Source organism: Nocardia sp. NPDC052566, from assembly GCF_044547285.1.
Classification (GTDB): domain Bacteria; phylum Actinomycetota; class Actinomycetes; order Mycobacteriales; family Mycobacteriaceae; genus Nocardia.
On sequence record NZ_JBIUAF010000007.1, the window covers coordinates 19,335 to 40,431 of the forward strand.

The 21,097-nt window shown below is 66.6% G+C and carries 20 protein-coding genes; 9 read left to right on the forward strand and 11 right to left on the reverse strand.

What is annotated here, in order from left to right; all coding sequences use genetic code 11:
• Positions 1-31 precede the first annotated feature (31 nt).
• On the reverse strand, positions 32-1,450 hold the full coding sequence (locus tag ACIG5A_RS34785) for an MFS transporter (protein WP_397248072.1): 1,419 nt from the start codon (positions 1,448-1,450) through the stop codon (positions 32-34).
• An 85-nt stretch (positions 1,451-1,535) separates the two neighbouring features.
• Here ACIG5A_RS34785 and ACIG5A_RS34790 point away from each other — a divergent pair, with 85 nt between their 5' ends.
• From ACIG5A_RS34790 to ACIG5A_RS34805, 4 genes are all read left to right on the forward strand, one after another.
• Entirely contained in the window at positions 1,536-2,102 is a 567-nt protein-coding gene (locus tag ACIG5A_RS34790) for a TetR/AcrR family transcriptional regulator (protein WP_397248074.1), read from the forward strand.
• A 135-nt stretch (positions 2,103-2,237) separates the two neighbouring features.
• Positions 2,238-2,681, forward strand: coding sequence for a phage tail protein (locus ACIG5A_RS34795; protein WP_397248076.1), 444 nt, complete (start codon positions 2,238-2,240; stop codon positions 2,679-2,681).
• Between the two features lie 386 nt (positions 2,682-3,067).
• Positions 3,068-3,430 carry a protealysin inhibitor emfourin gene (locus ACIG5A_RS34800; protein ID WP_397248078.1) on the forward strand — a complete coding sequence of 121 codons (363 nt, stop codon included), beginning with the start codon at positions 3,068-3,070 and terminating at the stop codon, positions 3,428-3,430.
• Positions 3,431-3,539: 109 nt separating this feature from the next.
• Complete coding sequence (locus tag ACIG5A_RS34805; protein WP_397248080.1) at positions 3,540-4,013, forward strand: carboxymuconolactone decarboxylase family protein; 474 nt, start codon at positions 3,540-3,542, stop codon at positions 4,011-4,013.
• A 13-nt stretch (positions 4,014-4,026) separates the two neighbouring features.
• Here ACIG5A_RS34805 and ACIG5A_RS34810 read toward each other — a convergent pair whose 3' ends face one another.
• The 3 genes from ACIG5A_RS34810 to ACIG5A_RS34820 all read right to left on the reverse strand — a co-directional run bounded on the left by ACIG5A_RS34810 (position 4,027) and on the right by ACIG5A_RS34820 (position 8,925).
• Positions 4,027-6,312: an alpha-N-acetylglucosaminidase TIM-barrel domain-containing protein gene (locus ACIG5A_RS34810; RefSeq protein WP_397248082.1), complete on the reverse strand. Its 2,286-nt coding sequence runs from the start codon at positions 6,310-6,312 to the stop codon at positions 4,027-4,029.
• Positions 6,313-6,409: 97 nt separating this feature from the next.
• Positions 6,410-7,450, reverse strand: a complete 1,041-nt coding sequence (locus ACIG5A_RS34815; RefSeq protein ID WP_397248084.1) for an oxygenase MpaB family protein — start codon at positions 7,448-7,450, stop codon at positions 6,410-6,412.
• A gap of 68 nt (positions 7,451-7,518) precedes the next feature.
• The gene (locus ACIG5A_RS34820; protein ID WP_397248086.1) at positions 7,519-8,925 is read right to left on the reverse strand and encodes an amidase; all 1,407 of its coding nucleotides are present in this window, start codon (positions 8,923-8,925) and stop codon (positions 7,519-7,521) included.
• Between the two features lie 190 nt (positions 8,926-9,115).
• Here ACIG5A_RS34820 and ACIG5A_RS34825 point away from each other — a divergent pair, with 190 nt between their 5' ends.
• Positions 9,116-10,444 (forward strand): cation:proton antiporter, encoded by a 1,329-nt coding sequence (locus ACIG5A_RS34825; RefSeq protein ID WP_397248088.1) that lies wholly within the window; start codon positions 9,116-9,118, stop codon positions 10,442-10,444.
• 7 nt (positions 10,445-10,451) lie between these two features.
• Here the strand turns inward: ACIG5A_RS34825 and ACIG5A_RS34830 are convergent, their stop codons facing one another.
• From ACIG5A_RS34830 to ACIG5A_RS34855, 6 genes are all read right to left on the reverse strand, one after another.
• On the reverse strand, positions 10,452-10,823 hold the full coding sequence (locus ACIG5A_RS34830; RefSeq protein WP_397248090.1) for a DUF5313 family protein: 372 nt from the start codon (positions 10,821-10,823) through the stop codon (positions 10,452-10,454).
• Positions 10,820-11,293 carry a MarR family winged helix-turn-helix transcriptional regulator gene (locus ACIG5A_RS34835; RefSeq protein ID WP_397248092.1) on the reverse strand — a complete coding sequence of 158 codons (474 nt, stop codon included), beginning with the start codon at positions 11,291-11,293 and terminating at the stop codon, positions 10,820-10,822. Before ACIG5A_RS34835 ends, ACIG5A_RS34830 begins: the two co-directional genes overlap by 4 nt.
• Positions 11,294-11,444: 151 nt before the next feature.
• Positions 11,445-11,705: a three-helix bundle dimerization domain-containing protein gene (locus tag ACIG5A_RS34840; protein WP_397248094.1), complete on the reverse strand. Its 261-nt coding sequence runs from the start codon at positions 11,703-11,705 to the stop codon at positions 11,445-11,447.
• Positions 11,706-11,807: 102 nt separating this feature from the next.
• A complete protein-coding gene (locus ACIG5A_RS34845; protein ID WP_397248096.1) occupies positions 11,808-13,058 on the reverse strand; it encodes a lipase family protein in 1,251 nt (416 codons plus the stop codon).
• A 97-nt stretch (positions 13,059-13,155) separates the two neighbouring features.
• Positions 13,156-14,358 carry a cation:proton antiporter gene (locus ACIG5A_RS34850; RefSeq protein WP_397248098.1) on the reverse strand — a complete coding sequence of 401 codons (1,203 nt, stop codon included), beginning with the start codon at positions 14,356-14,358 and terminating at the stop codon, positions 13,156-13,158.
• A 7-nt stretch (positions 14,359-14,365) separates the two neighbouring features.
• Entirely contained in the window at positions 14,366-14,848 is a 483-nt protein-coding gene (locus ACIG5A_RS34855) for a cation:proton antiporter regulatory subunit (RefSeq protein WP_397248100.1), read from the reverse strand.
• A gap of 157 nt (positions 14,849-15,005) precedes the next feature.
• Between ACIG5A_RS34855 and ACIG5A_RS34860 the strand changes: the two genes are divergently transcribed.
• The 4 genes from ACIG5A_RS34860 to ACIG5A_RS34875 all read left to right on the forward strand — a co-directional run bounded on the left by ACIG5A_RS34860 (position 15,006) and on the right by ACIG5A_RS34875 (position 19,636).
• A complete protein-coding gene (locus ACIG5A_RS34860) occupies positions 15,006-15,431 on the forward strand; it encodes a helix-turn-helix transcriptional regulator (RefSeq protein ID WP_397248102.1) in 426 nt (141 codons plus the stop codon).
• 28 nt (positions 15,432-15,459) lie between these two features.
• Positions 15,460-15,870: a VOC family protein gene (locus ACIG5A_RS34865; RefSeq protein WP_397248104.1), complete on the forward strand. Its 411-nt coding sequence runs from the start codon at positions 15,460-15,462 to the stop codon at positions 15,868-15,870.
• 26 nt (positions 15,871-15,896) lie between these two features.
• Positions 15,897-18,317, forward strand: a complete 2,421-nt coding sequence (locus ACIG5A_RS34870; RefSeq protein ID WP_397248106.1) for an ATP-binding cassette domain-containing protein — start codon at positions 15,897-15,899, stop codon at positions 18,315-18,317.
• A 626-nt stretch (positions 18,318-18,943) separates the two neighbouring features.
• Complete coding sequence (locus tag ACIG5A_RS34875; RefSeq protein ID WP_397248108.1) at positions 18,944-19,636, forward strand: aquaporin; 693 nt, start codon at positions 18,944-18,946, stop codon at positions 19,634-19,636.
• A 96-nt stretch (positions 19,637-19,732) separates the two neighbouring features.
• Here ACIG5A_RS34875 and ACIG5A_RS34880 read toward each other — a convergent pair whose 3' ends face one another.
• Complete coding sequence (locus ACIG5A_RS34880) at positions 19,733-21,094, reverse strand: permease prefix domain 1-containing protein (protein ID WP_397248110.1); 1,362 nt, start codon at positions 21,092-21,094, stop codon at positions 19,733-19,735.
• Positions 21,095-21,097: the final 3 nt, after the last annotated feature.

Here is a 21,097-nt window from a genome sequence, read left to right on the forward strand (position 1 = left end):
CGTGAACTCCCAAGTTCGAGAAAGAGATTCATCACGCCGCGAGCGACGATGAGTCGAGGCGGGTACGTCGAACGAGCGCGATGGCCAGCACCGTCGCGACCGCGAACGCGACGGAAGCGATTGCGACACAGCTGAATACGCCCGTGGCCGAGTTCACCTGCTCGCCGTCGACGACCACCGCGGTCGATTCGAGCACCGCGGCGCCGACGAAGTTCAACACCACCGCCCCGATCGAGACCATGACCATGACCAGGCTGGACACGATGCCCTGCCGTTCGGCGGAGGCGAAGCCGCCCGCCACGAGGAAACCGGATGTCCCGAGCGCGCCCACCGTGACACCGAGCAGGAACGCGAAGCAGAGCGCGGCGGGGAGCTGGGCGACACCGAGGAACATCCCCATGGTGACCACCGTGCCGAGCATGACCGCCCCGGCCAATGTCGAGGCCGGTCCGATGCGTGCGGCCAGCCATCCGGCCACCGGCCCGCCGAGCATGACACCGAGGCTGGGCGCCGCGAGCAACAGTGCCACCGATCCCTGGTCGGCCAGTCCGTATCCGAGGTGCTGAGCCGTCGAGACGTCACCGATGAGCGGGATGAGCTGAAGCATGCTCTGGTAGGAGCCGGCCGCGAGGAAGACGACGAGGAGCGTGAGCACCAGTGGTCCACCGAGATCCCTGACGTCGATCAGGGAATCGGGCTTTCGGCTCGAGACCAGGAACCAGCGGGCGGATGCCGCGACGCCACCGCCGAGGAGGGCCAGCGGGCCGACGGCGAGCCAGCCGAGATCCGAGCCCAGGCTGATGTAGCCGAGCATCCCGCCGAGGCCGCCACCGAGCAGGAGCGCACCGCCGACGTCGATGGCGCCCGGTGTGGTGATCGGGGATTCGGGAATGACGTTGCGTACGCAGATCGCCATCGCGACCGCGACGAAAGCCGCTATGAGGAACAGGATCTGGAAACCGAACTCCACTGCCAGCTTCTCGATGAGGAAGCGCGACGCGATATTGAGCACCGCGGAGCCGGAGGTCACGATGCCGACGATCACCATCGCGATGCGTGGCGCGCAGACGGCGCGAACGATTGCGACGGAAAGGAATACGGCGGCCAGCGCCGCTCCCTGCAGCATGCGTCCCGGCACGAATACCCAGATGCTGGGAGCCATGGCGCATACGAGGGCGCCCGCGCAGCTGAGGAGCAACGTAACCACGAGCACCCTGCGCTTGCCGTAGATGTCGGCGCTCTTGCCGAGCAGGGGCGCCCACATCACGCCCGCCAGCATCGCGGTGGCGTTGAGCCACGCCGCCTGGTCGGTACCGAAGTGGTCGAGCATGTCAGGCAGGACGAGCAGCGGCGCGGTGATCGCCTCGTCGACCACGAAGTTCACCATGACCAGGACGGCGACCAGGCCGATGAGCCGCCCGTTCCATCTCGTATGCAATCCGGTGCTCACACGAACTCCCTTAAGATACGTTTTAGTTTCTTATCGGCCAGAGTAGGGTGCGCGATAAGAAACGTCAAAGGATCTAAGGAGTGTTGTGGGACGGCGGCGCGGCGAAGCGCTCGAGGCGGCGATCCTCGAAGCGACCTGGGACGAGTTGAGTGAGCGTGGCTACGCGAACCTGACGGTCGACTCCGTCGCCCAGCGCGCGGGCACCAGCAAACCGGTGCTCTATCGGCGCTGGGCGGACAAGCGCAAGCTGGTCGAGGCCGCCGTCGTGCACCGCAACGCCGTTCAGCCGATCACCCCGCCCGACACCGGTTCCCTGCGCGGTGATCTGATCGCCACCCTCACCGAATTGAGCGAGAAGCGCGGGCCGTTCCTCGCCCAGCTCGGCCTGCTGCTCGCCGGCTACTTCGCCGAGACCGATACCGGTTTCGCCGAGCTGCGCGAGCTGATCCTCGCCGGACGCCGCTCCGGCCGCGACGAGATCATGCGGCGCGCCATCGAACGCGGCGAACTCGATCCGGCCAAACTCACCCCGCGAATCGCGGCCCTCCCCTTCGACCTGCTTCGCGGCGAGGCGATGATGACGCAGCGGCCGGTCGCGCCCGAGGTGATCGAGGAGATCGTCGACACGATTTTCCTCCCCCTGGTCCGCTAGCGGCGCGGTGTCTGACACTTCATCGAATCGCACTGCGGCGCAACAAGATCAAGAAATAGTTTTCCGGGTTCGCGGGCGTGGGAGGTGGGAGGCTTGGTGTTGTCGATGCTTGTCTCGTGCTCGAGGGGTGCCCCCATGACCATGCCCGCTGACGCCATTCCGGCGGCCCGGTTCTCCATCGTCGTCGACGGTCACGAGATCGCCTCGTTCTCCGATCTGCAGGGGATCGTCGCCGAAGTAGAGCCCTTCGCCTACCTGGAGGGTAGCGACAAGGAGGTGCGTTACAACCAGCTTCCCGGCAGGCTCAAACCGCCGCAGGTCGTCCTGAAGCGGGGGATGAACGGGAGCATGGAGCTCTGGGCGTGGCATGAATCCGTGCGCAGCGGAAACATGAAGGCGGCCAGGCGAAGTTGTTCGCTCATCATGTACAACACCGACGGCAAGGCGGTCGCCAAGTATTGGCTGGAGCGAGCCTGGCCCGCAAAGGTGGACATCTCGGCCATGAAGGCGGGCGCCTCCCAAATCATGTACGAGACAGTCACATTGGTCTGCGAGTACATGCAACGCATCGCCCCCTGAGCGTCGCCGGACTCGGCTGAGGACGACCGGGATGAGGGAGGCAAATAGGAGGATCCCGGCCGCTCGAAGCGGAGGCGCCTGACCAGGTCGAACCTGGAGTCATGGCAGCCGCGGATCGAGCGCAACCTGCGGCGGCTGCGCGACGGTGTATCCGGTCAGCCGCACCTACGAAATCTCGGCGTCGACATGGAAACCTCCGCGTGGCCGGAGGGGTGCATGGGAGCTGTCCCGCAACGTGATTCGTGGGCGATCACGGGTCATGCCGCGCGGCGGTAGGTAGAGTGAGGGGTATGTGGAGACCTCGGTTCCACCGCAGTCGGGCGACCATGGCGACCTTTTCGGTCGGGGTGGTCGTGTTCCTCGTCGGGGCGACGGGGTGTGGGGCGGTGACGAAGGGGGAGGCCTCGTCGGAAAAGCCCACTGGTGATGCGACATCGGCGGTTTCGAGTGTCGAGCTCGAGCAGAGTGGTGGGTTTGCCGGGGTTGTCGAGAGTTTTGTCGTTGATCGGGGGGTTGCGGATCAGCGGCGCGAGGAACTGTTCGGAATGGTTGGTAGTCAGCAGTTTCGGGCGCTGAAGGAGACGTACTCGGTGGAGAGTGGCTGCCGTGATCAGTTCTCCTATCGCGTGGTCGTGGCGTATGCCGATGCGACGACAAAAGAGGTGAGCACCGATGACTGCAGCCAGTCGCCGCAGTTGTTGACCGATGTGCGCACCCTCGTCAAACAGATCGGCGTGCCACGCAAGTAGGTGCCGGGTTCGATCGGCGGCGTCGTTACCTTTCGCCGCCGCGCCACGTCAGTGTCGGTAGCGATCGGAACACGGTCGCTACCAACCGAGTGCGAGGAGACCGAATCCGATGACCTTGCGTATGACGAACCCTTACTACCTGCTGCCCGAGGCGGGTGCGATTCCGGTGGCGCTGGAAAAGGCCGTCTCCGAAAGCGGCATGCCCCTGTCGACTTTGGCGATCGCTGCGATGCGGGCCAGTCAGATCAATCGTGGTTCCGCCTGCCTGTGGGCCGAGGTGAACTTGGCGAGGAAGGAAGGCATCACTGAGGATCAGCTCGCCACCGTCGCGGCATGGCGGGATTCGCCGTTTTTCGACGACGCCGAACGTGCCGCACTGGCGTTCGCCGAGGCGGTCACGGAAATGGCGCACAGCGGCGGTGACCTGGTCTCCGACGAACTCTGGGACACGCTGTCGCGCCATTACGACGAGCGGCAGCGCGCGGCGCTGATCCTCTGGCTGGCCGGCGGGACGATGTTCAACATCGTCAACAACGTGGTCCGGGAGGAGGCCGGGCAGGTCTGGGACAACGGGGTGCTCTAGCGCTGCGGCGATTTCAGCTTGTGGGCAGGCCGAGGATTCGGGCGGCCGCGGCGGCGGCGGAGACGCTGTCGCCGGTCGGGGAATCGGCGAAGCGCGTTGTACTCCGCCAGAACCGTTCGCCGTAGGCATACCAGTCTTCGGCCTGTGCGCCGATACCGAGCGGTGCGAGGTCGTCTGGGACGGCAGGGAGCGAAAGGCCCAGCGGCACTACTCTTTCGAGCTGTTCGAAATAGTGCTCCCAGCGGGGCTTGTAGTAGGCGGTGAGCAGGCCGGACCATTCGCGGTTGGCGTAGTCGAGTAGTCCGACCTGCCATCTATTGGCCCAGGTGGTCAGCACCAGCCGGGCGTCCTGCTCGAGTGCGCCGCGTTCGGCGTCGTCGGTCCCGGCGGCGATCGCCGCCGAAATCCACCGGCCGAGCAGGAATTCCGGTCGGGTGGCCGCCACGCGGTCCTGAATGTCGAACAAAGCGAGGAATTCCTGGGACTGCTGCCGGAATCGGTTCGCATCCCTGGCCCCGAAGGCCGCTTTTATATGGGGGAGAAGGATTCTGGCGCGATCGGCGATCATCTGCCGGGTCACGTCGATCAGGTCGTAGCGGTACGGATCGACAGCCCGCAGCCGGTCGGCGGCGGCGAGTAGCGCGGTGACGGCGGGCTCGAGCGCTCCCGGTGCGTAGACCAGATCCGGTGGCGCGGTCGAGCCGGCGACTCGGGCATCCAGGTCGGGCGGTGCGGTGAGCAGTGATCCGGCCCCGCCCTGATATTTCGGTAGGCTGCCATGGCTGTACGCGGTGTCCAGCAGAATGCGCCAGGCAGCCAGCGCGTCGGCATCTTCGGCGCCGTAGCGTGCGGTGACGAAATCGCGCAGCCACGCGGAGACGTCCGGTCGTGATTGTCGCCAGAACATGCCGGTGAGGAAGGACCATACGACAGGGTTGGTGTCGGTGCCCTCGGAGGTGATGCCGACCCCGCACAACGCACCGTGGCTCGGATCCGACAGTGCCGCAGTCCATTTGACCCCGTACTCGGCCAGCGGCCCGTACAGCTGCATGCGCTGGCCGAAGTTCTGCAACGCGCCGCACACCCAGTCGTGCGGCGCGTAGTCGCGGCGGGCGGTATGTGCATCGCCCGTCAGGTCGACCACCAGGGCCCGCCCGGCCGGGACGGCATCGAGGATGCTCTGCAGGGGCGCATTCAGCCACCCTTCCATCACCCATTTCCAGTCATCGCCGTCGTGGGCCAGTGCCTGCTGGATGCCGCGCGCCGCGGCGGCCGGATCGTAGAGTTCGGGCAGGGTGACGTTCTCGTGGAACATCGGAATGTACTTGAATGGTGTGTGTCCGAACCGAGTTCGCTGCGCTCGATAGAACAGTTCCGCGAGCCCGGCATAGCCATCGGTCCGTGGATCGACCAGGTCGGGGGCGGGACCGGCGACCCAGAGCCCGCCGGGTAGCACCTGCGCACCCGGATTCCGATCGGCGAATCCGGGCGGCACGATACCGCTGTAACCGGGCACCACCGGGGTGATGCCCAGTTCGCGCATCCGATCCAGGATCCGGCCGCCCAATTCGGCGCGGCGCTGCGCGTATTCCCAGCCTGGGTAGCTGCCGATACTCGCGCAGTTGCCCGCCCATTGCCAGGGCAGATGCGCGGGGCCGGTAAGCCAGCCGACGATCTCGTCGCGGGTGTAGCCGCTGGCGGTGAACGCGTCGATCCAGCAGATCTCCTGGCCGATCAGCATCAGTGCGGTATTGATTCCGCTGTACGCCAGAAAGTCCAGTTCTCTTTCCCACTGGCTCCAGTCCAGGTAGGGCGTTTGGTAACCGGCGGCGGTCATGTTGTATGTGTAGCGGAGGGGATATGGTGAGGACATCTCGATCCGGGTTCCCGGTACGATGAGCCGCGGCGAAATCCGATCGCCGTGGCGCGAAAGATGGCCGACGCCAGTGCTTTCGAGATAGTGACGCAATGCGCTGAGCAATGCGATGGTTGAGGTGCCCGACAGCACGACCGCACCGTCGCGCCCTTCGATGCGGAAGGTGTCGGTTCCGGTGCTCGGCAGCAGGCGCACAGTCAGCTTGCCCGACAGTTGCGGTACCAGGCGATCCATCGCGGCCCGAGCCGCCTCCGCGTCGTCGGTGGCGACAGCGCGCGCGGCGCCGCCTACGGTGCTCAGCAAGGCGCCGAATCCCACTGCGGTACTGCCCGTGAGCAAGGCCCGGCGGGACAACCGATATCCCCGGCCGGGGTCTGTCGTGAACCGCTCGCTGCCGGAGTTGTTGTCAGGATATTCGCGCATCCGTCAATGCCTTTCGCCACTCCGCGACAGAGTATGGCCAGGGCCGAATGTTTGAAATCCATCATTTTCACTGTCTTGGCGGCGCGAGATGGATGGGTCAGGCTGCGTCGGAAAGCTTGGTGTCGGTGGGCGGGGATTGACAGCGGCGGCGGGCGCGCAGGACGTGTTCCGGGGCGCCCGCGGCGCGGTCGAAGGCGAAGAAGACCAGTTTCACGGTCAGGGTGCGCCAGCGGTGCAGGAATCGGTTCGGGCGTGGGATGCCGAGTTCGGCGGCGGCCCAGGTGGGGAGCATGCCGAGCAGTGCCGACAGGAGGATGTTGGCGCAGAACCAGATCGGCGGGCGGGCCAGTGCGGCAATGATGGTGGTGCAGGGGCGGCCCCAGCGGGCGAAGAGGTTGCCGACGCGGTGGGAGCCGTCGCGGGCGACGGAACCGTGCCAGGAGCCGACCTCGTGCATGATCCACTGCGCTTCCGCCCGTGCGGCTTTCCGATCCGCGTCGTGCTCGGCGAGGTCGCCGCGGATATCCGCCCAGTACCTGTCGATGTCGGCCCCGGTGCGGGGAACCGATGTGCCGCCGAGCTTTTCGCCGATGGGGGCGATATCGGACCAGTACCGGTCGACCTCGTCGGTGCTCAGCGGGCGGCCGCTGAGTTCCTGGTAGCCCGTGAGGAATCCGCCCCAGATGGTTACGTGCACCCAGGTGATCAAGTCGGGGTCGGCGGCGTGATAGTCGCGGCCGTTCACGGTGCCCGCCACCGGAATGTGCATGCGGTTCACGGTATCGATGACCCGCTCGGCCACCGGTGTGGCGGAATAGGTTGTGGCACGGACGAATCCGGCGGTGCGAGCGAGGCGGGCGAGCGGATCCTCCCGCAGCGTCGTGTGTTCGAGGGTGCCGTGCAGCACCACCGGATGCAGCGTGCCGACCATGAGCCCGACGACACCGCCGAGCAGCGCCGCGGGCTCATGGCCGAGTACCCGCCATGCCGGACTGTCCGGACCGGTGATGCCCTGTTCGCCGCGCGGTTCGTCATAGGATTCCCACGGCAGGTAACCGGCGTCGAGGATGAGCACCGGCAGCCGATGCAGCAGTGGGCGCGGGCTGAAGCGGCCCCACACGCGTGTCGTTGATCCCATGGGCCCCTCCTGAGACTTCCTCCGAATAGTAGGACGCGCTGTCTCTCTCGGGAGTCGAATAACCTGGATCAGGGATGGTCCGCGGGTGGTTGGGGCCAGGCGGGCTGCGGCGGGCGCGCTTGTTCGAAGGCGGTGGCCAGCTGGAGGACGCGGACGTCGTCGAAGCGCCGGCCGACGAGCTGGACGCCGATGGCGGTGCCGTCGGCGGCTCGGCCACAGTCCATCGAGATGGCGGGATGTCCAGCGGGATTGAAGGGGACGGTGAAGGCGATGTGGCGGAAGGGAAGTATCGGATTGTCTTCGGGGGCAACCTGTTCGATCGGCCAGGTGGTCACCGGTGAGGTCGGCGTGATGAGGAAGTCCACCAGGTCCAGCCGGCGATCCACGGCGACGGACATGGCGTCGAACTGCGAGTAGCCATCGAAAATCGCGGCGGCGCCGAGGTTTTCCGCGCCCGAGCACCAGCTGAGGATGTACGGCAGGATCTTTTCCCTGCGGTCGGCGGGCAGTGACCGGATCTGGGCCCACTGGCGGATGCGCCAGAAATCGTTCAGTCCCGACAGCATGTCGTCGGTCATGAGGGGAGCGACGGGTTCGATACGGGCGCCGAGCGATTCGAGGAGTCCCGCGGCCGCGGCGACGGCCGCCGCGACCGCGGGCTCGACGGGCAGTCCGGTACCGGCCTCGGACATCAAGCCGATCCGGACGCCGGTGAGATCGAGTGGCGTCGACGCCATCGACCAATCCTGCGGCAGCGCGGGCGCGGTGGTATGGTCTCGCCGATCCGGCACCGCCGCGACCGCTGTCGCGAGCGCCGCGTCGGCGACGGTGCGGGTCAGCGGTCCGATGGCACGGCCGAGATAGGGCGGGACCACCGGGATCCGCCCGAAGCTCGGCTTGAATCCCACCAGCCCGCACCAGCCCGCGGGCAGCCGGATGGACCCGCCGATATCGGAGCCGAAGTGGATCGGCCCGTATCCGGCGGCGCCCGCGGCGGCGGCGCCCGAACTCGAACCACCCGGATTGCGCGCCAGGTTCCACGGATTGCGGGTGATGCCATGGAAACTCGACAGTCCGCTGGAGGACATCCCGTAATCGGGCATCGTGGTCTTGCCGAGCACGATGCCCGCCGCCTCCGCCACTCGATCGGCGGTGGGGCTGTTCTCGGTCGCGGGTATGAGCTCCGTGGCCGCCGAACCGAAAGGCGTTGGGCAGCCAAGGGTTCCGATGTTCTCCTTCAGCGTCAGCGGGATGCCGTCGAGCGCGCCCGCCGGTTCCCCGCGATGCCAGCGGGCGGCGCTGGCGACGGCCGCGGCGCGGGCGGGCTCCGCGTCGAAGGTGTAGAGCGCGTTGATATGCCGCTCCCAGCCGTCGACGCGAGCCAAGACCGCGTCGATCACCTCCACCGGCGAGAACACACCGTCGCGGTAGCCCGCCAGCAGTGCGGTGGCAGAAAGATCGGCCAGGTTGGTCATGATCGTTCCTCTCGCCGATGGGCGTCGATGACGCGGACACCAATCCCGCATCGTATCGACGGCCTCTGAAATGGCGGGCCGACTTCGCCGGATCGGCGGCACTGATCAGCCGAAACGCTTGTCCGGCAGCCGCTTCAGAGCGCTTTGACAGACTGCGCCTGTCCGGTACGGCCCAGCTGTAGGGGAGCGCATGTCCACGGAGACTTTGGGATCGCTGACGTTGGCGTTGCTGTTGCTGATCGGTGGCGCGAACCTGCTCGGGCTGCTGGCCGCGAAACTGCGGCAGCCCAAGGTCGTCGGGGAAATCCTGGCCGGTGTCCTGCTCGGGCCGTCGCTGCTCGGACTACTCGCGCCCGATACCGTCGCGCGGATTTTCGGTGACGGCGACCAGGATTCGGCCACCGTGGTCCTCGGCTTCCTCTATCACCTGGGGTTGCTGCTGCTGATGTTCGTCTCGGGCGCGGGCGTGCGCAACGTGCTCGGCAAGGAGAATTGGAAGCCGACCGCCTGGATTCTCGGCCTCGGCACCCCGCTGCCGTTCTTCCTCGCACTGTTCCTGGCTCCGCTGCTGCCGCTGGAGGAGTTCATGGGTGCGGCGGGCAGCAGACCCGCGGTGATCCTGGTGTTCGCCATCGCCACCGCGGTCACCTCGATTCCGGTGATCACCAAGATCTTCTACGACCTCGGCATTCTGCACACCCGGTTCGCCGGTCTGATCCTCGGTGCGGCGGTCGTCGAGGATATCGTGCTGTGGGGTGTGCTCGCGCTGGCCACCGCCATTGCCTCGGCCACCGTGACCGCCGGGGGCGGCGCACTGGCGGAAACCGTTTCGGTGCACGTGGTCGCCAATAGTGTGTACGTACTGCTCGCCATGACGGTGCTGCCGCCGCTGCTGCGCCGGCTCGGTCGCGCCCGCTGGAACATCATCGCCCAGCACACACCGGTCGCGTGGATCGTCGTCGTCGTGTTCGGTTACGTGAGTGTGGCCGCCGCGCTGGACGTCACGCTGGTCTTCGCGGCCTTCCTCGCCGGATTCGGCATCGTCGGCGGCATGAAAAGCACGGAGCATCAGCGCTTTCGGGCACCGCTGGAGGCGATCAACCATGTCTCCGGCGCGGTGTTCGTGCCGATCTACTTCGCCATCGTCGGCTACCGGCTCGACTTCACCAGGGGCTTCTCGCCGCTGATGATGGTCGGGTTCCTGCTCGGCTCCTCGGTGGTTGTCCTGTGCTCGATCGGCCTCGCGGCCAGGCTGGCCGGGTTCCGCCGCCTCGACATCATCAACCTGGCCGTAACCTGCAATGCCCGTGGCGGTCCCGGCATCGTGCTCGCCAGCGTCGCCTACGACGCGGGCATCATCAACGCCGCCTTCTTCACCACCCTGGTCCTCACCGCGGTGCTCACCTCCCAGGCCTGCGGCGCCTGGCTCGACTTCGTCCTGCGCCGAGGGTGGCCGCTGCTCGCCAGCGAAGGGCCGGTCGAGCAGCGCAGGCCCGAGGCCGCGGCACGTGGGACATGACGTGGCCTCAGTGTGGGTGCTGTGCCGCGTATTTCGCGCGTTCGAGTGCCCGTCGGCGGGCGCGGTCCGGGTTCTCCAAATCAGCAGGCAGGCCATGCTTGGCCAGTCGATGCGCACGGTTCATCGGCATGAAGGCCGTGGTGTAGAACAGGGCGAGGAGCAGCGCGAGCAGCACCATCGAACCGCGCAACCACAGTTCGCCGGGAAAGAGCAGGAATGCGGCGAAGAGGGGAGTGAAGGGCACCATGCCGCGGACGAGATGGCGTGGGGTGGCGTACTTCCCGGTGAGGTCGCGCCGAACCCAGTCACGCATCGAGTCGGGCAACGTGCGGCCGAACGCGTAGCCGACCCACTGAATCGGGTTGGGCCGCTTGCTCATTCGCGTGCTCCCTGCTCGCCGGTCGTGCCGGACCGGCGGGCGGCTACGTTGACGCGCGTGAGGACGTCCCGCAGTTCCTCGAGATCGGCGAGGCCGACACCGAGCCGCTGCACCACCGCTGCGGGGATGGCTTCGGCCTGCTGCCGCAGTGCGACGCCATCGGGAGTCAAGTTGATGACGAGGTTCCGCTCGTCCCGGTGATCACGATCCCGCCTGATCAACCCCGCGGCCTCGAGCCGCTTCAACAGCGGCGACAGCGTCGGCGAATCCAGCTGGATCGCCTCCGCGATCGCCTTCACCGACATCGGCGCCTCGCCCCACAGCGCCAGCATCACCAGATACTGCGGATGCGTCAGTCCCATCGGCTCCAGCAGCGGCCGATAAACCCCGAGCACCGCCCGGTTGGCCACCGCCAACGCGAAACACACCTGCCGATCCAACCGCAGCGGATCCTCGACCTCGGTCTCCATCCATCCTCCTAGACAACTCCCCGTCAGATTAGCGCATGAATAGTTCATGCGTTAACTGTCGGTTGCGGAGAGGCGCCCGGGTGGATACTTCGCGGTTCGGGGGACCGGCGGGAGCCGAGGCTCCCGCCGGTTCGGTGTGTCCCGGGGTGGGTCAGGTGGTGGTCAGTTCGACGGCGAAGGGGGTGTCTTCGGTGTCGAGTAGGCGTTGACGGGCCAGGCGCTCGCCTAGTTCGGGGATGGCGCCGGGCGGGGTGCCCGCGAGGTCGTCTACGCAGCGGCGGACTATGCCGCGTACCTGGTCGCGGGAGAACTGATGCTCGAACTCTTTGGTGAGGCGGTCGACCACTTGGTCGGTTACGGAGGGTGTGCGGGTCGCCGGGATATGGTCTTCCATCGTCCGTGCGTTGGTCACGGACCCAGCTTGCCGGGTCGAACGGCCCCGCGTCAGGGCCGAAAGACCTCGATGATCCATGTCACACTCGCGACACCGACTTCGGTTCGGCGCCTTTGTGATTCAGCGCACCAGTGCGGCGCACCCGTTGTCGAACGGCGTGCCGTCGAACCGGGACTGGAAGAAGGGGATGGTGGCCGGGATGAAGAGGAGGCCCGCCGCGAAGTGGTCGGCGCCCTGGTACTCCAGGTAGCGGACCGGGACGCCGCGGCGGCAGTACTCGGCGGCGAGTTCGCGTTCGTCCTTGGTCACGATGACGCCGTCGCCGGTGCCGTCGGCATTGCCCGCACCCAGGAGCAGCGGGCCCTTCGGGGTGCCCGAGTTGCCCATTCGGCCCTGTTCGATCATCGGCGCGAACGCGGGGATGGCGGTGAAGTCCTGATACTGCGGCAGCAGGAGCTGTTCGATGCGCAGGCCCGGGAATTTGGGTCCGTCGGGCGCGCACTGATCGGCAACCTCGGCGATGACCTGTTTGCCGTAATCCGAGAGGTACGGCGCCAGGTCGATGCCGAATCCGCGCGCCGAGCCCTCCAGCACGTACGGCAGCAGCGTCGCCCAATCCTGCTTGCCGTTGATGTAGTTCACGGTGTTGACGAGGTCGACCGGGTAACCGCCCAGCGCCGCGCCGGCGATGTTCAGCTCGGGCGCGTACTGCGGCGCCAGCTCGGCGGCGAACTCCGTGGCGATCGAACCGCCGGAGAAACCGGACATGCCGATCGGCGTCGACGACGGGGCGTCGAGGGTGCGCAACGCGGCGCGGATGCCGTCCAGCGTGGCGTACCCGGATTTGCGTCCGGCGCCGTATGCGCGCTCCGCGCCCTCGTAATCGCTGGTGACGACGGTGAATCCGGCCGCGAGATACGCGGCGAACAGCGGCGTGTCCGCGACCGCGAGCGCGCCGCCGCCGCGCACCGTGTAGGACGGATCGCAGCGCGCGCCGAGCGCGTCGTACGCCTCCTGGTAGGACACGATCCGCAGCGGACCGGATGCCGACGGTGGCCGGATGACGGTGGCCACCGTGGCCGCGGGCTCACCGAGCTGGCCGGTTGTCCGGTACAGCACCTGGGTCGCTTGGAGCGGCAACTGCGTACCCGTCGGCGCGAGGCCGACGGACCGCGTCCGCAGCACCGTGCCCGGCGCGACATCGGTCAGCGGTACGTCCGCGCGGTAGAACGGGTCGTCCGTCGGCAGCGGCAGCGCACTCTCCGCCTGTACCGCAGGTGCCGCGGCGAGCGAAAACATCGGCAGCGCAACGAGTGTCACCGCTACCGCAAGCATGCGCCGCCACCGCGGCCGGGAAACCTCGTTCCTCACCTGACATTCCTCATTCGGTTGTCTCCCACATGATCTCGACTCGCCGATGCTAACGCACATCTGGAAAGTGTCGTGACCACATTTCTGTGGGGAGGCGTCAGTCGCTGAGCGGTTCCGGCGCGGGCGCCGGTGGTTTGGCCGTTCTGGCCGCCATGGCGAGCAGCGGTTCGACGACGCGCGCGGCGACCGGGCCGAGTACGGCCATGAGCAGTACGTAAGTGGTTGCCAGAGCGGCGAATTCGGCGGGCACGACGTCCGCGGCGACCGCGAGTCCGGCGATGACGATGGAGAATTCGCCGTGCGCGACGAGTGCCGCACCGGCGCGGGCGCGACCGTTTCGCGATGCTCCGGCGTGTTTGGCGGCCCACCATCCGGTCGCGATCTTCGTCGCGGTGGTGACCACGACGAGCAGGCACGCCCAGCCGAGCACCGGCGGGATGGTGGTCGGGTCGGTGGTGAGGCCGAAAAGCACGAAGAACAAGGCCGCGAACAGGTCCCGCAGCGGTTCGAGGATCTTGGTCGCGTCCTTGGCGGTGGAGTCGGAGATCGCGATGCCGAGCAGGAAGGCGCCGACGGCCGCGGAAACCTGTACCGCGGAGGCGAATCCGGCCACCAGCAGCGCGGCGCCGAGGAGTTTGAGCAGGAAGATCTCGCGGTCGTCGCTGGCCACCACCGCGGAGACGTATTTGCCGTAGCGCAGGGCGATCACGAGCACGACGGTGACGGCGACCAGTGCGATACCGAGCGTTTTCAGGCCCGCGGCGATGCTCGCGCCCGCCAGCACGGCGGTGAGCACGGGGAGGTAGCCCGCCATCACGAGGTCCTCGAAAACGAGGATCGACAGAATGACCGGGGTTTCCCGGTTACCTAGTCGGCCGAGGTCGTTGAGTACCTTCGCGACGATGCCGGAGGAGGAGATGTAGGTGACCCCTGCCATCGCGATGGCGCCGGGGAAGCCCCAGCCGAGCGCGATGGCGACGACGACGCCGGGCGTCGCGTTGAGCGCGATGTCGAGCAACCCGGCCGGCCAGGATCTGCGCATCCCGGTAACCAGTTCCGGCGCACTGTATTCCAGGCCCAGTAGCAGGAGCAGCAGCACGACGCCGATTTCGCTGGCGAGGTGGATGAATTCGTCGACATGGCGTAGCTCGATCAATCCGCCTGTGCCGAAGATCAATCCGCCGATCAGGTAGAGCGGGATCGGTGACATGCCGATCCGTGCCGCGATCCGTCCGAGCACGCCGAGGCCAAAAAATACCGCGCCCAGCTGGATCAGCGCGAGCGCGGTTTCATTCGCCATCACGGGATCAGCCGTCGGTTAGGAGCTGGCCCGCGGCGTCCAGTCCCTCGGTCGTGCCGACGATCACCAGCAGATCCCCCGCGGTGAAGGTGAAGTCCGGGCCCGGTGAGGCGAGCACCTGCCCGGCGCGCATCACCGCGACTATGGATGATTTTGTCCGAGTACGCATTTCGGTCTCCCCCAGGGTTCGTCCGTCGTACGGCGAACCGTGCTGGATGGGGAACTGCCTGGTGTTCACGCCGTCGAGTTCGCCGTGCTCGGCGCGCAGTCGAGCGACCAGCTGCGGTGCGCCGAGCAGATTGGCCAGCGTTGCCGCCTCATCGGCGGTCAGCGCGATCTGGTCGGTGACGTCGGGGTTGTCGGCCCTGCTCGAGATCAGGTCGATCGTGCCGTCCCGATGGTCGATGACACCGATTCGTCGGCGACCGCTTTTGATCGGAAAGTCTTTGCGCACACCGATACCCGGCAGGGGCGTCACCTCAACGTTCACCCCGCCAGCCTAGCTTCGCCCTGGTCGCAACCCGACGACGGGGTGTCCGAATTGTCTGAATCATGTTACTCGCCAGGTGCTGACCGCAGAGCCTTTTCGAGTTCGGTATGCGCTGTCTGCTCGACGGTGCCGCGAGCCTCGTGGAAGGATCGGAGAGGTGACCAGCACACCCACCGAGTCGCAGCGCCTGAGCGACCTCGTGCGGTTGCGCAAGGTCCGCGATCGGATCGACCGGGAATACGCGCAGCCGCTCGACGTCGAGGCACTGGCCCGCGACGCCCATATTTCGGCAGGGCATCTGAGCCGCCAGTTCAAGCTGGCCTACGGTGAATCGGTGTACGCCTACCTGATGACGCGCCGCATCGAGCGGGCGATGGCGCTGCTGCGCATCGGCGAGCTCAGCGTCACCGAGGTCTGCTTCGCGGTCGGCTGCTCCTCGCTCGGTACCTTCAGCACCCGCTTCACCGAACTGGTCGGCATGCCGCCGAGCGCCTACAGGCGCGAGGCCGAACTGGGCACCGAGGGCATGCCCGCCTGCGTCGCGAAACAGGTCACCAGACCGATCAGGAATCGAGAAGCGTAGGCCGCCCGGCAAGCTTACGGTGATCCATATGGACCTCACCATTCACCAGACCTACCTGCCCCAGGACGACCCGGAGGCCGCACTGGCCTTCTACCGCGACACCCTCGGCTTCGAGGTGCGCAACGACGTCGGATACAACGGCATGCGCTGGATCACGGTCGGCCCCGTCGGCCAGCCCATGTCCATCGTGCTGCATCCGCCTGCCGCCGATCCCGGCATCACCGACGAGGAGCGCCGCACCATCACCGAGATGATGGCCAAGGGCACCTATGCCAGCATCAATCTGGCTACCGACGATCTCGACGGCGTCTTCGAGAAGCTACAGGCCAGCGACGCCGCCGAGGTGGTGCAGGAGCCGACCGACCAGCCGTACGGCGTGCGTGACTGCGCCTTCCGTGATCCCGCGGGCAACATGGTGCGGATCAAGCAGCTGGGCTAGCTCCGACCAGGTTGAATGGAGACACCATGACCACCGCCGCGAAGAAGAACAGCAAGGCGCCCGTGCCGTCCGCTGCCGACAGCCATGAGGTGATCCGCGTGGTCGGTGCGCGCGTGAACAACCTGAAGGACGTCAGCATCGCGATCCCCAAGCGCAGGCTGACGGTGTTCACCGGTGTCTCCGGCTCCGGCAAGAGCTCGCTGGTGTTCAGTACGATCGCCGCGGAATCGCAGCGGCTGATCAACGAGACCTACAGCACCTTCGTGCAGGGCTTCATGCCGACCCTGGCGCGGCCCGAGGTCGACGTGCTCGAGGGGCTGACCACCGCGATCATCGTCGACCAGCAGCGGATGGGCGCCGATCCGCGTTCGACGGTCGGCACCGCCACCGACGCCAACGCGATGCTGCGCATCCTGTTCAGCCGGATCGGCAAGCCGCATATCGGCTCTCCGCAGGCCTTCTCCTTCAATGTGGCCTCGATCAGCGGTGCGGGCGCGGTGAAGATCGAGCGGGCGGGCAAGTCCGTGCGTGAGCGCCGCAGCTTCAGCATCACCGGCGGCATGTGCCCGCGCTGTGAGGGCCGCGGCTCGGTCTCCGATATCGATCTCACTCAGCTGTACGACGATTCGAAGTCCCTGGCCGATGGCGCGTTCACCATTCCGGGCTGGAAGTCGGACAGCTTCTGGACGGTGCGGGTGTACGCCGAATCGGGCTTCGTCGACCCGGACAAGCCGATCCGCAAGTTCACCAAGAAGGAGATGAACGACTTCCTCTACAAGGAGCCGGTCAAGGTCAAGGTCGACGGCGTCAACCTGACCTATGAGGGACTGATCCCCAAGATCCAGAAGTCGTTCCTGTCCAAGGATCGCGAGTCGATGCAACCGCACATCAGGGCGTTCGTCGACCGGGCGGTCACCTTCACCACCTGTCCCGACTGCGCGGGCACCCGGCTCACCGAGGCGGCCCGGTCCTCGAAGATCAAGAAGATCAGCATCGCCGACGCCTGTGCGATGCAGATCAGCGATCTCGCCGAATGGGTGCGCGGACTGAACGAACCGTCCGTGCAACCGCTGCTGGACACGCTGGGACGCACGCTCGACTCCTTCGTGGAGATCGGGCTGGGCTACCTCTCGCTGGAGCGCCCGTCGGGCACGCTGTCCGGCGGTGAAGCGCAGCGGGTCAAGATGATTCGCCATCTCGGGTCCGCGCTCACCGACGTCACCTATGTATTCGACGAGCCGACCGCCGGACTGCATCCGCACGATATCCAGCGGATGAACAACCTGCTGATCCAGTTGCGCGACAAGGGCAATACGGTCCTCGTCGTCGAGCACAAGCCGGAGACGATCGAGATCGCCGACCACGTCGTCGATCTCGGCCCCGGTGCGGGTTCGGCCGGCGGCACCATCTGCTTCGAGGGCTCCGTCGCGGATCTGCGGACCAGCGGCACCAGCACCGGCCGCCATTTCGACGATCGCGCGGCGCTCAAAGAGCAGGTGCGTAAAGCCGACGGCAAGGTGGAGATTCGCGGCGCCACCCGGCACAACCTGCGGAAGGTCGACGTCGACGTCCCGCTCGGGGTGCTCTGTGTGATCACCGGTGTCGCCGGATCCGGTAAGAGCTCGTTGATCCACGGCTCGATCCCGGCGTCGGCGGGTGTGGTGTCGGTCGATCAGGCGCCCATTCGCGGTTCGCGGCGCAGCAATCCGGCGACCTACACCGGGCTGCTCGACCACATCCGCAAGGCGTTCGCCAAGGCCAACGACGTGAAGCCCGCGCTGTTCAGCGCGAATTCCGAAGGGGCGTGCCCGAATTGCAACGGCGCCGGTGTCATCTACACCGACCTCGGCATCATGGCGGGCATGGAGACCACCTGTGAGGTGTGTGAGGGCAAGCGTTTCGACGCGTCGGTGCTCGAATACCACCTCGCCGGACGCGATATCAGCGAGGTGCTCGCGATGTCGGCCGCCGAGGCCGCGGAGTTCTTCGGCCCGGGTGCGGCGAATATTCCTGGCGCGCACGCCATTCTCGAACGGTTCGTCGATGTCGGGCTCGGCTATCTCACCATCGGCCAGCCGTTGACCACGCTGTCCGGCGGCGAGCGGCAGCGGCTGAAGCTGGCCACGCATATGGCCGACAAGGGCGGGGTCTACGTGCTCGACGAGCCGACCACCGGCCTGCATCTTGCCGATGTGCAGAATCTGCTCGGCCTGCTGGATCGGCTGGTCGAATCCGGCAAGTCGGTGATCGTCATCGAGCACCATCAGGCGGTGATGGCGCATGCCGACTGGATCATCGACCTCGGCCCCGGCGCGGGTCACGACGGCGGCTCGATCGTCTTCGAGGGCACGCCCGCCGACCTGGTCGCCGCGCGGTCCACCCTCACCGGCGAGCACCTCGCGAGCTATGTCGGTGCGCCTGTGCCCAAGTCGCGAGCCCGCCGCTGACCGGCGCCTGATCCACCGGACCCGTCGCTGGGCGGTGTACGAGTTCTTCTCGTGCACCGCCTTTTTCATGGGTGTGTCGGCTTACGATGATTCCGGCCGTCCGGTTCTGCCTCCGAGATTGCTGTTTCGCCTTGGCGATCACGAATGCTGGTGTCCAAGTGGGAGATTCGTGGAGCGTCAAGGGCGCTGATCGAACCGTTCGGACCTCACTCTCGTGGTGTAGAGCGTGCCGCCCGTGTGGTCCCGCTCAGCTAGGTCGATCATGAATAATGTTGTCTCCCTTGCCCTGCGAGGCCGCGCGCTGCCCACTGCGGTTCGGTATTCGGTGAGGAATGAATATGGTTGATTTCGGTGCCGGAATTTGTCGGTTTCCCGTCGCGTACGACGCCGAGGCCGGGGCTTTCTGGGTATGCGGACACGCGTTGCCGAATGCCACGCGATTCTCTTCGAGCTACTGCGGGGAAGTCTGCCTCGATCCCGACGCGCGATTGCGCAGGCACGACAGCGTGACCGCCCTGCGGCGAGAACGAGAGTTGCGATCGGAGGTCATCGATCCGACCGGGGTGGACGGCGGCTGTATCCGGCGACGGGTTCGAGATCGCCAGTAGGAAAATGGAGACCCCGGGATGATTACAAAAGTCTCGAAGAAGATGAACGCGCACAAGACTTTCGATACGCACAGCTGGGACGGCGCGCCCAAACTCGCGGTCGAAGCGATCGGCACGTTCTTTCTCGTCTTCACCGTCGGCGCGGCGGTGCACAGCGGCGGTACGCTCGCGCCGCTGGCGATCGGTGCGGTGCTGATGGTGATGGTCTACGCGGGCGGTCACATCTCCGGCGGGCACTACAACCCGGCGGTGACGCTGGCGGCCCTGGTTCGCGGGCGCATCGAACCGCTTGTGGCCGTTGGTTACTGGCTCGTCCAGGTGGTGGCCGGTCTGGTGGCGGCGCTGGTCGTGCGCCTCGTCGTCGGCGACGCGCACGGCGACGCGTTGAATCCGTCCGGGCATATGCTCGCCGACGCGCTCGCGGTGGAATTCCTGTTCACCTTCGCGCTCGCCTACGTCGTGCTCAATGTGGCCACCAGCGCGGATCATCCGAACAACTCGTTCTACGGTCTCGCCATCGGATTCACCGTCGCGGCGGGAGCCATTGCGGTCGGCGGCATTTCCGGCGGCGTATTCAACCCGGCCGTGCTCTTCGGCGGGCTGGTGATGGGCTTGTTCGGTGCGTCGACGCTGCTGTACCTGATCGTCCAGCTGCTGGCGGGCGCCGCGGCGGGCTTGGTCTTCCGCGCGCTCAACCGCGCCGATGCGTGAGCGCTGGTGTCCCGGGCTACGTCGAGCGCAGTCATATGGCCCGCAATTACGGCGTGTCGCAGGGCCATTCGACTGCGCTCGACGGTCGAGCCGGTGCTAGGCGAAGTGGAACAGCGGAGGGAAGGCGAGTACGACGATCCACGCCCAGAGGGCATAGACGGCAAGGTATCTGGTTTGCCAGCGTTCGAGGCGGGTGAACGGGAGGCGATGACGGACGAAGCCGAGTAGCAACCAGGCGGACCAGGCCAGGTTGGTCAGCAGAATGATGTTCTCACCGAGTGCGGCGATTTTGTTCGGTGTGGAACCCCATTCGGTGATGCGGCCGGTGATCGCCGCGAGCACCAGCGCGTCGACGACGAGCGCGCTGACCACCAGGGCCAACTGCAACTTGTCGAACACCCCGGGCTCGGTCGCGGCATCGCGGGCGGAGATGGCGTAGAGCAGCAGGCCGAGTACCACGGCGAGCAGCACATCGAACAGGATGAGCGCCTCGCGATCCACGTGAATTCCGCTGCTGCTCACGCCGATTCCGACGAGCAGCGCCAGCAGCACGGCGGTGAACAGCGGCGTGAACACCTTGGTCAGCACCGGGGCCATATTCTCGATGACGCTCTGTTTCGCCTCGACCAGCCAGGCCGCCACGACGACCGCGGCGACACCGCCGCACGGCGCCAGCCAGTCGCCGAGGAAATGTTCGACGTCGATGCCGATCGCGTTGAAGGTGCCCGCCGTGATGCCCATCAGCACGCCGCCGCCGAACCCGATGAGCACCAGGTAGATGAACCATTCGCCGGTGAAGCGGATGAAGTCCATCCGCCTGCGATCCGAGCGCCATTGCCCCGCGACGTAGGCCACGCCGGTGGCCAGCCACAGCGCGATCGGCAGGTGGATCGCGCTGAGCACCACCGACTGTGAATCATCGGCCAGCCGATAGGCATTGGCGCCGACAGCGCCGAGCGCGAACAGCACGACCAGCGCGGCGATCGCACCGGCGCCGAGCCGCCGCCGGATCGCGAAGTAGAGGGCGAGGGGCGCGAACGCGAACAGTGCGAGGTTCCTGCCGAAGAACTCCGCATCGTGGTCGAAGTCGATACCGAACAGGTACGGGACCTTGATGGCGAGTGCGGCGACGGCCGCGCACGCGATCATCACGAGCAGATCAGGGCGGGAACCCTTGGCCCGTGGCGTATCCGGCTCACCCGCGAGCACGAGCTGCTTCCACAGCCGCCCCGAATGTTCGCGGGCGAACTCGCGCGACAGCTCATCGAGGCCGCCGAGCCGTTTCACCGCGACGAGGAATCCCTCGTCCGGTTGCAGGCCCGCCTCGGTCAATTCGGTGATGGTGCTGCGCAAGTGGTCCTCGAGCTCGTCGGCGTCGGGGCCGGTCAGTGTGCGCCTGCGTCGCATGTACGCCCGCCACTGCGCGATCTGTGCTTCGAGTTCGCTGTCCGCGGTCACGTT

What these genes read in the sequence shown, in the direction of transcription:
- ACIG5A_RS34865 (WP_397248104.1), top strand. Translation starts at nt 15,460, where the DNA reads ATGGACCTCACCATTCACCAGACCTACCTGCCCCAGGACGACCCGGAG.
- ACIG5A_RS34820 (WP_397248086.1), bottom strand. Translation starts at nt 8,925, where the DNA reads ATGACCAACCTGGCCGATCTTTCTGCCACCGCACTGCTGGCGGGCTAC.
- ACIG5A_RS34870 (WP_397248106.1), top strand. Translation starts at nt 15,897, where the DNA reads ATGACCACCGCCGCGAAGAAGAACAGCAAGGCGCCCGTGCCGTCCGCT.
- ACIG5A_RS34825 (WP_397248088.1), top strand. Translation starts at nt 9,116, where the DNA reads ATGTCCACGGAGACTTTGGGATCGCTGACGTTGGCGTTGCTGTTGCTG.
- ACIG5A_RS34850 (WP_397248098.1), bottom strand. Translation starts at nt 14,358, where the DNA reads ATGGCGAATGAAACCGCGCTCGCGCTGATCCAGCTGGGCGCGGTATTT.
- ACIG5A_RS34815 (WP_397248084.1), bottom strand. Translation starts at nt 7,450, where the DNA reads ATGGGATCAACGACACGCGTGTGGGGCCGCTTCAGCCCGCGCCCACTG.
- ACIG5A_RS34805 (WP_397248080.1), top strand. Translation starts at nt 3,540, where the DNA reads ATGACCTTGCGTATGACGAACCCTTACTACCTGCTGCCCGAGGCGGGT.
- ACIG5A_RS34830 (WP_397248090.1), bottom strand. Translation starts at nt 10,823, where the DNA reads ATGAGCAAGCGGCCCAACCCGATTCAGTGGGTCGGCTACGCGTTCGGC.
- ACIG5A_RS34795 (WP_397248076.1), top strand. Translation starts at nt 2,238, where the DNA reads ATGACCATGCCCGCTGACGCCATTCCGGCGGCCCGGTTCTCCATCGTC.
- ACIG5A_RS34875 (WP_397248108.1), top strand. Translation starts at nt 18,944, where the DNA reads ATGATTACAAAAGTCTCGAAGAAGATGAACGCGCACAAGACTTTCGAT.
- ACIG5A_RS34810 (WP_397248082.1), bottom strand. Translation starts at nt 6,312, where the DNA reads ATGCGCGAATATCCTGACAACAACTCCGGCAGCGAGCGGTTCACGACA.
- ACIG5A_RS34835 (WP_397248092.1), bottom strand. Translation starts at nt 11,293, where the DNA reads ATGGAGACCGAGGTCGAGGATCCGCTGCGGTTGGATCGGCAGGTGTGT.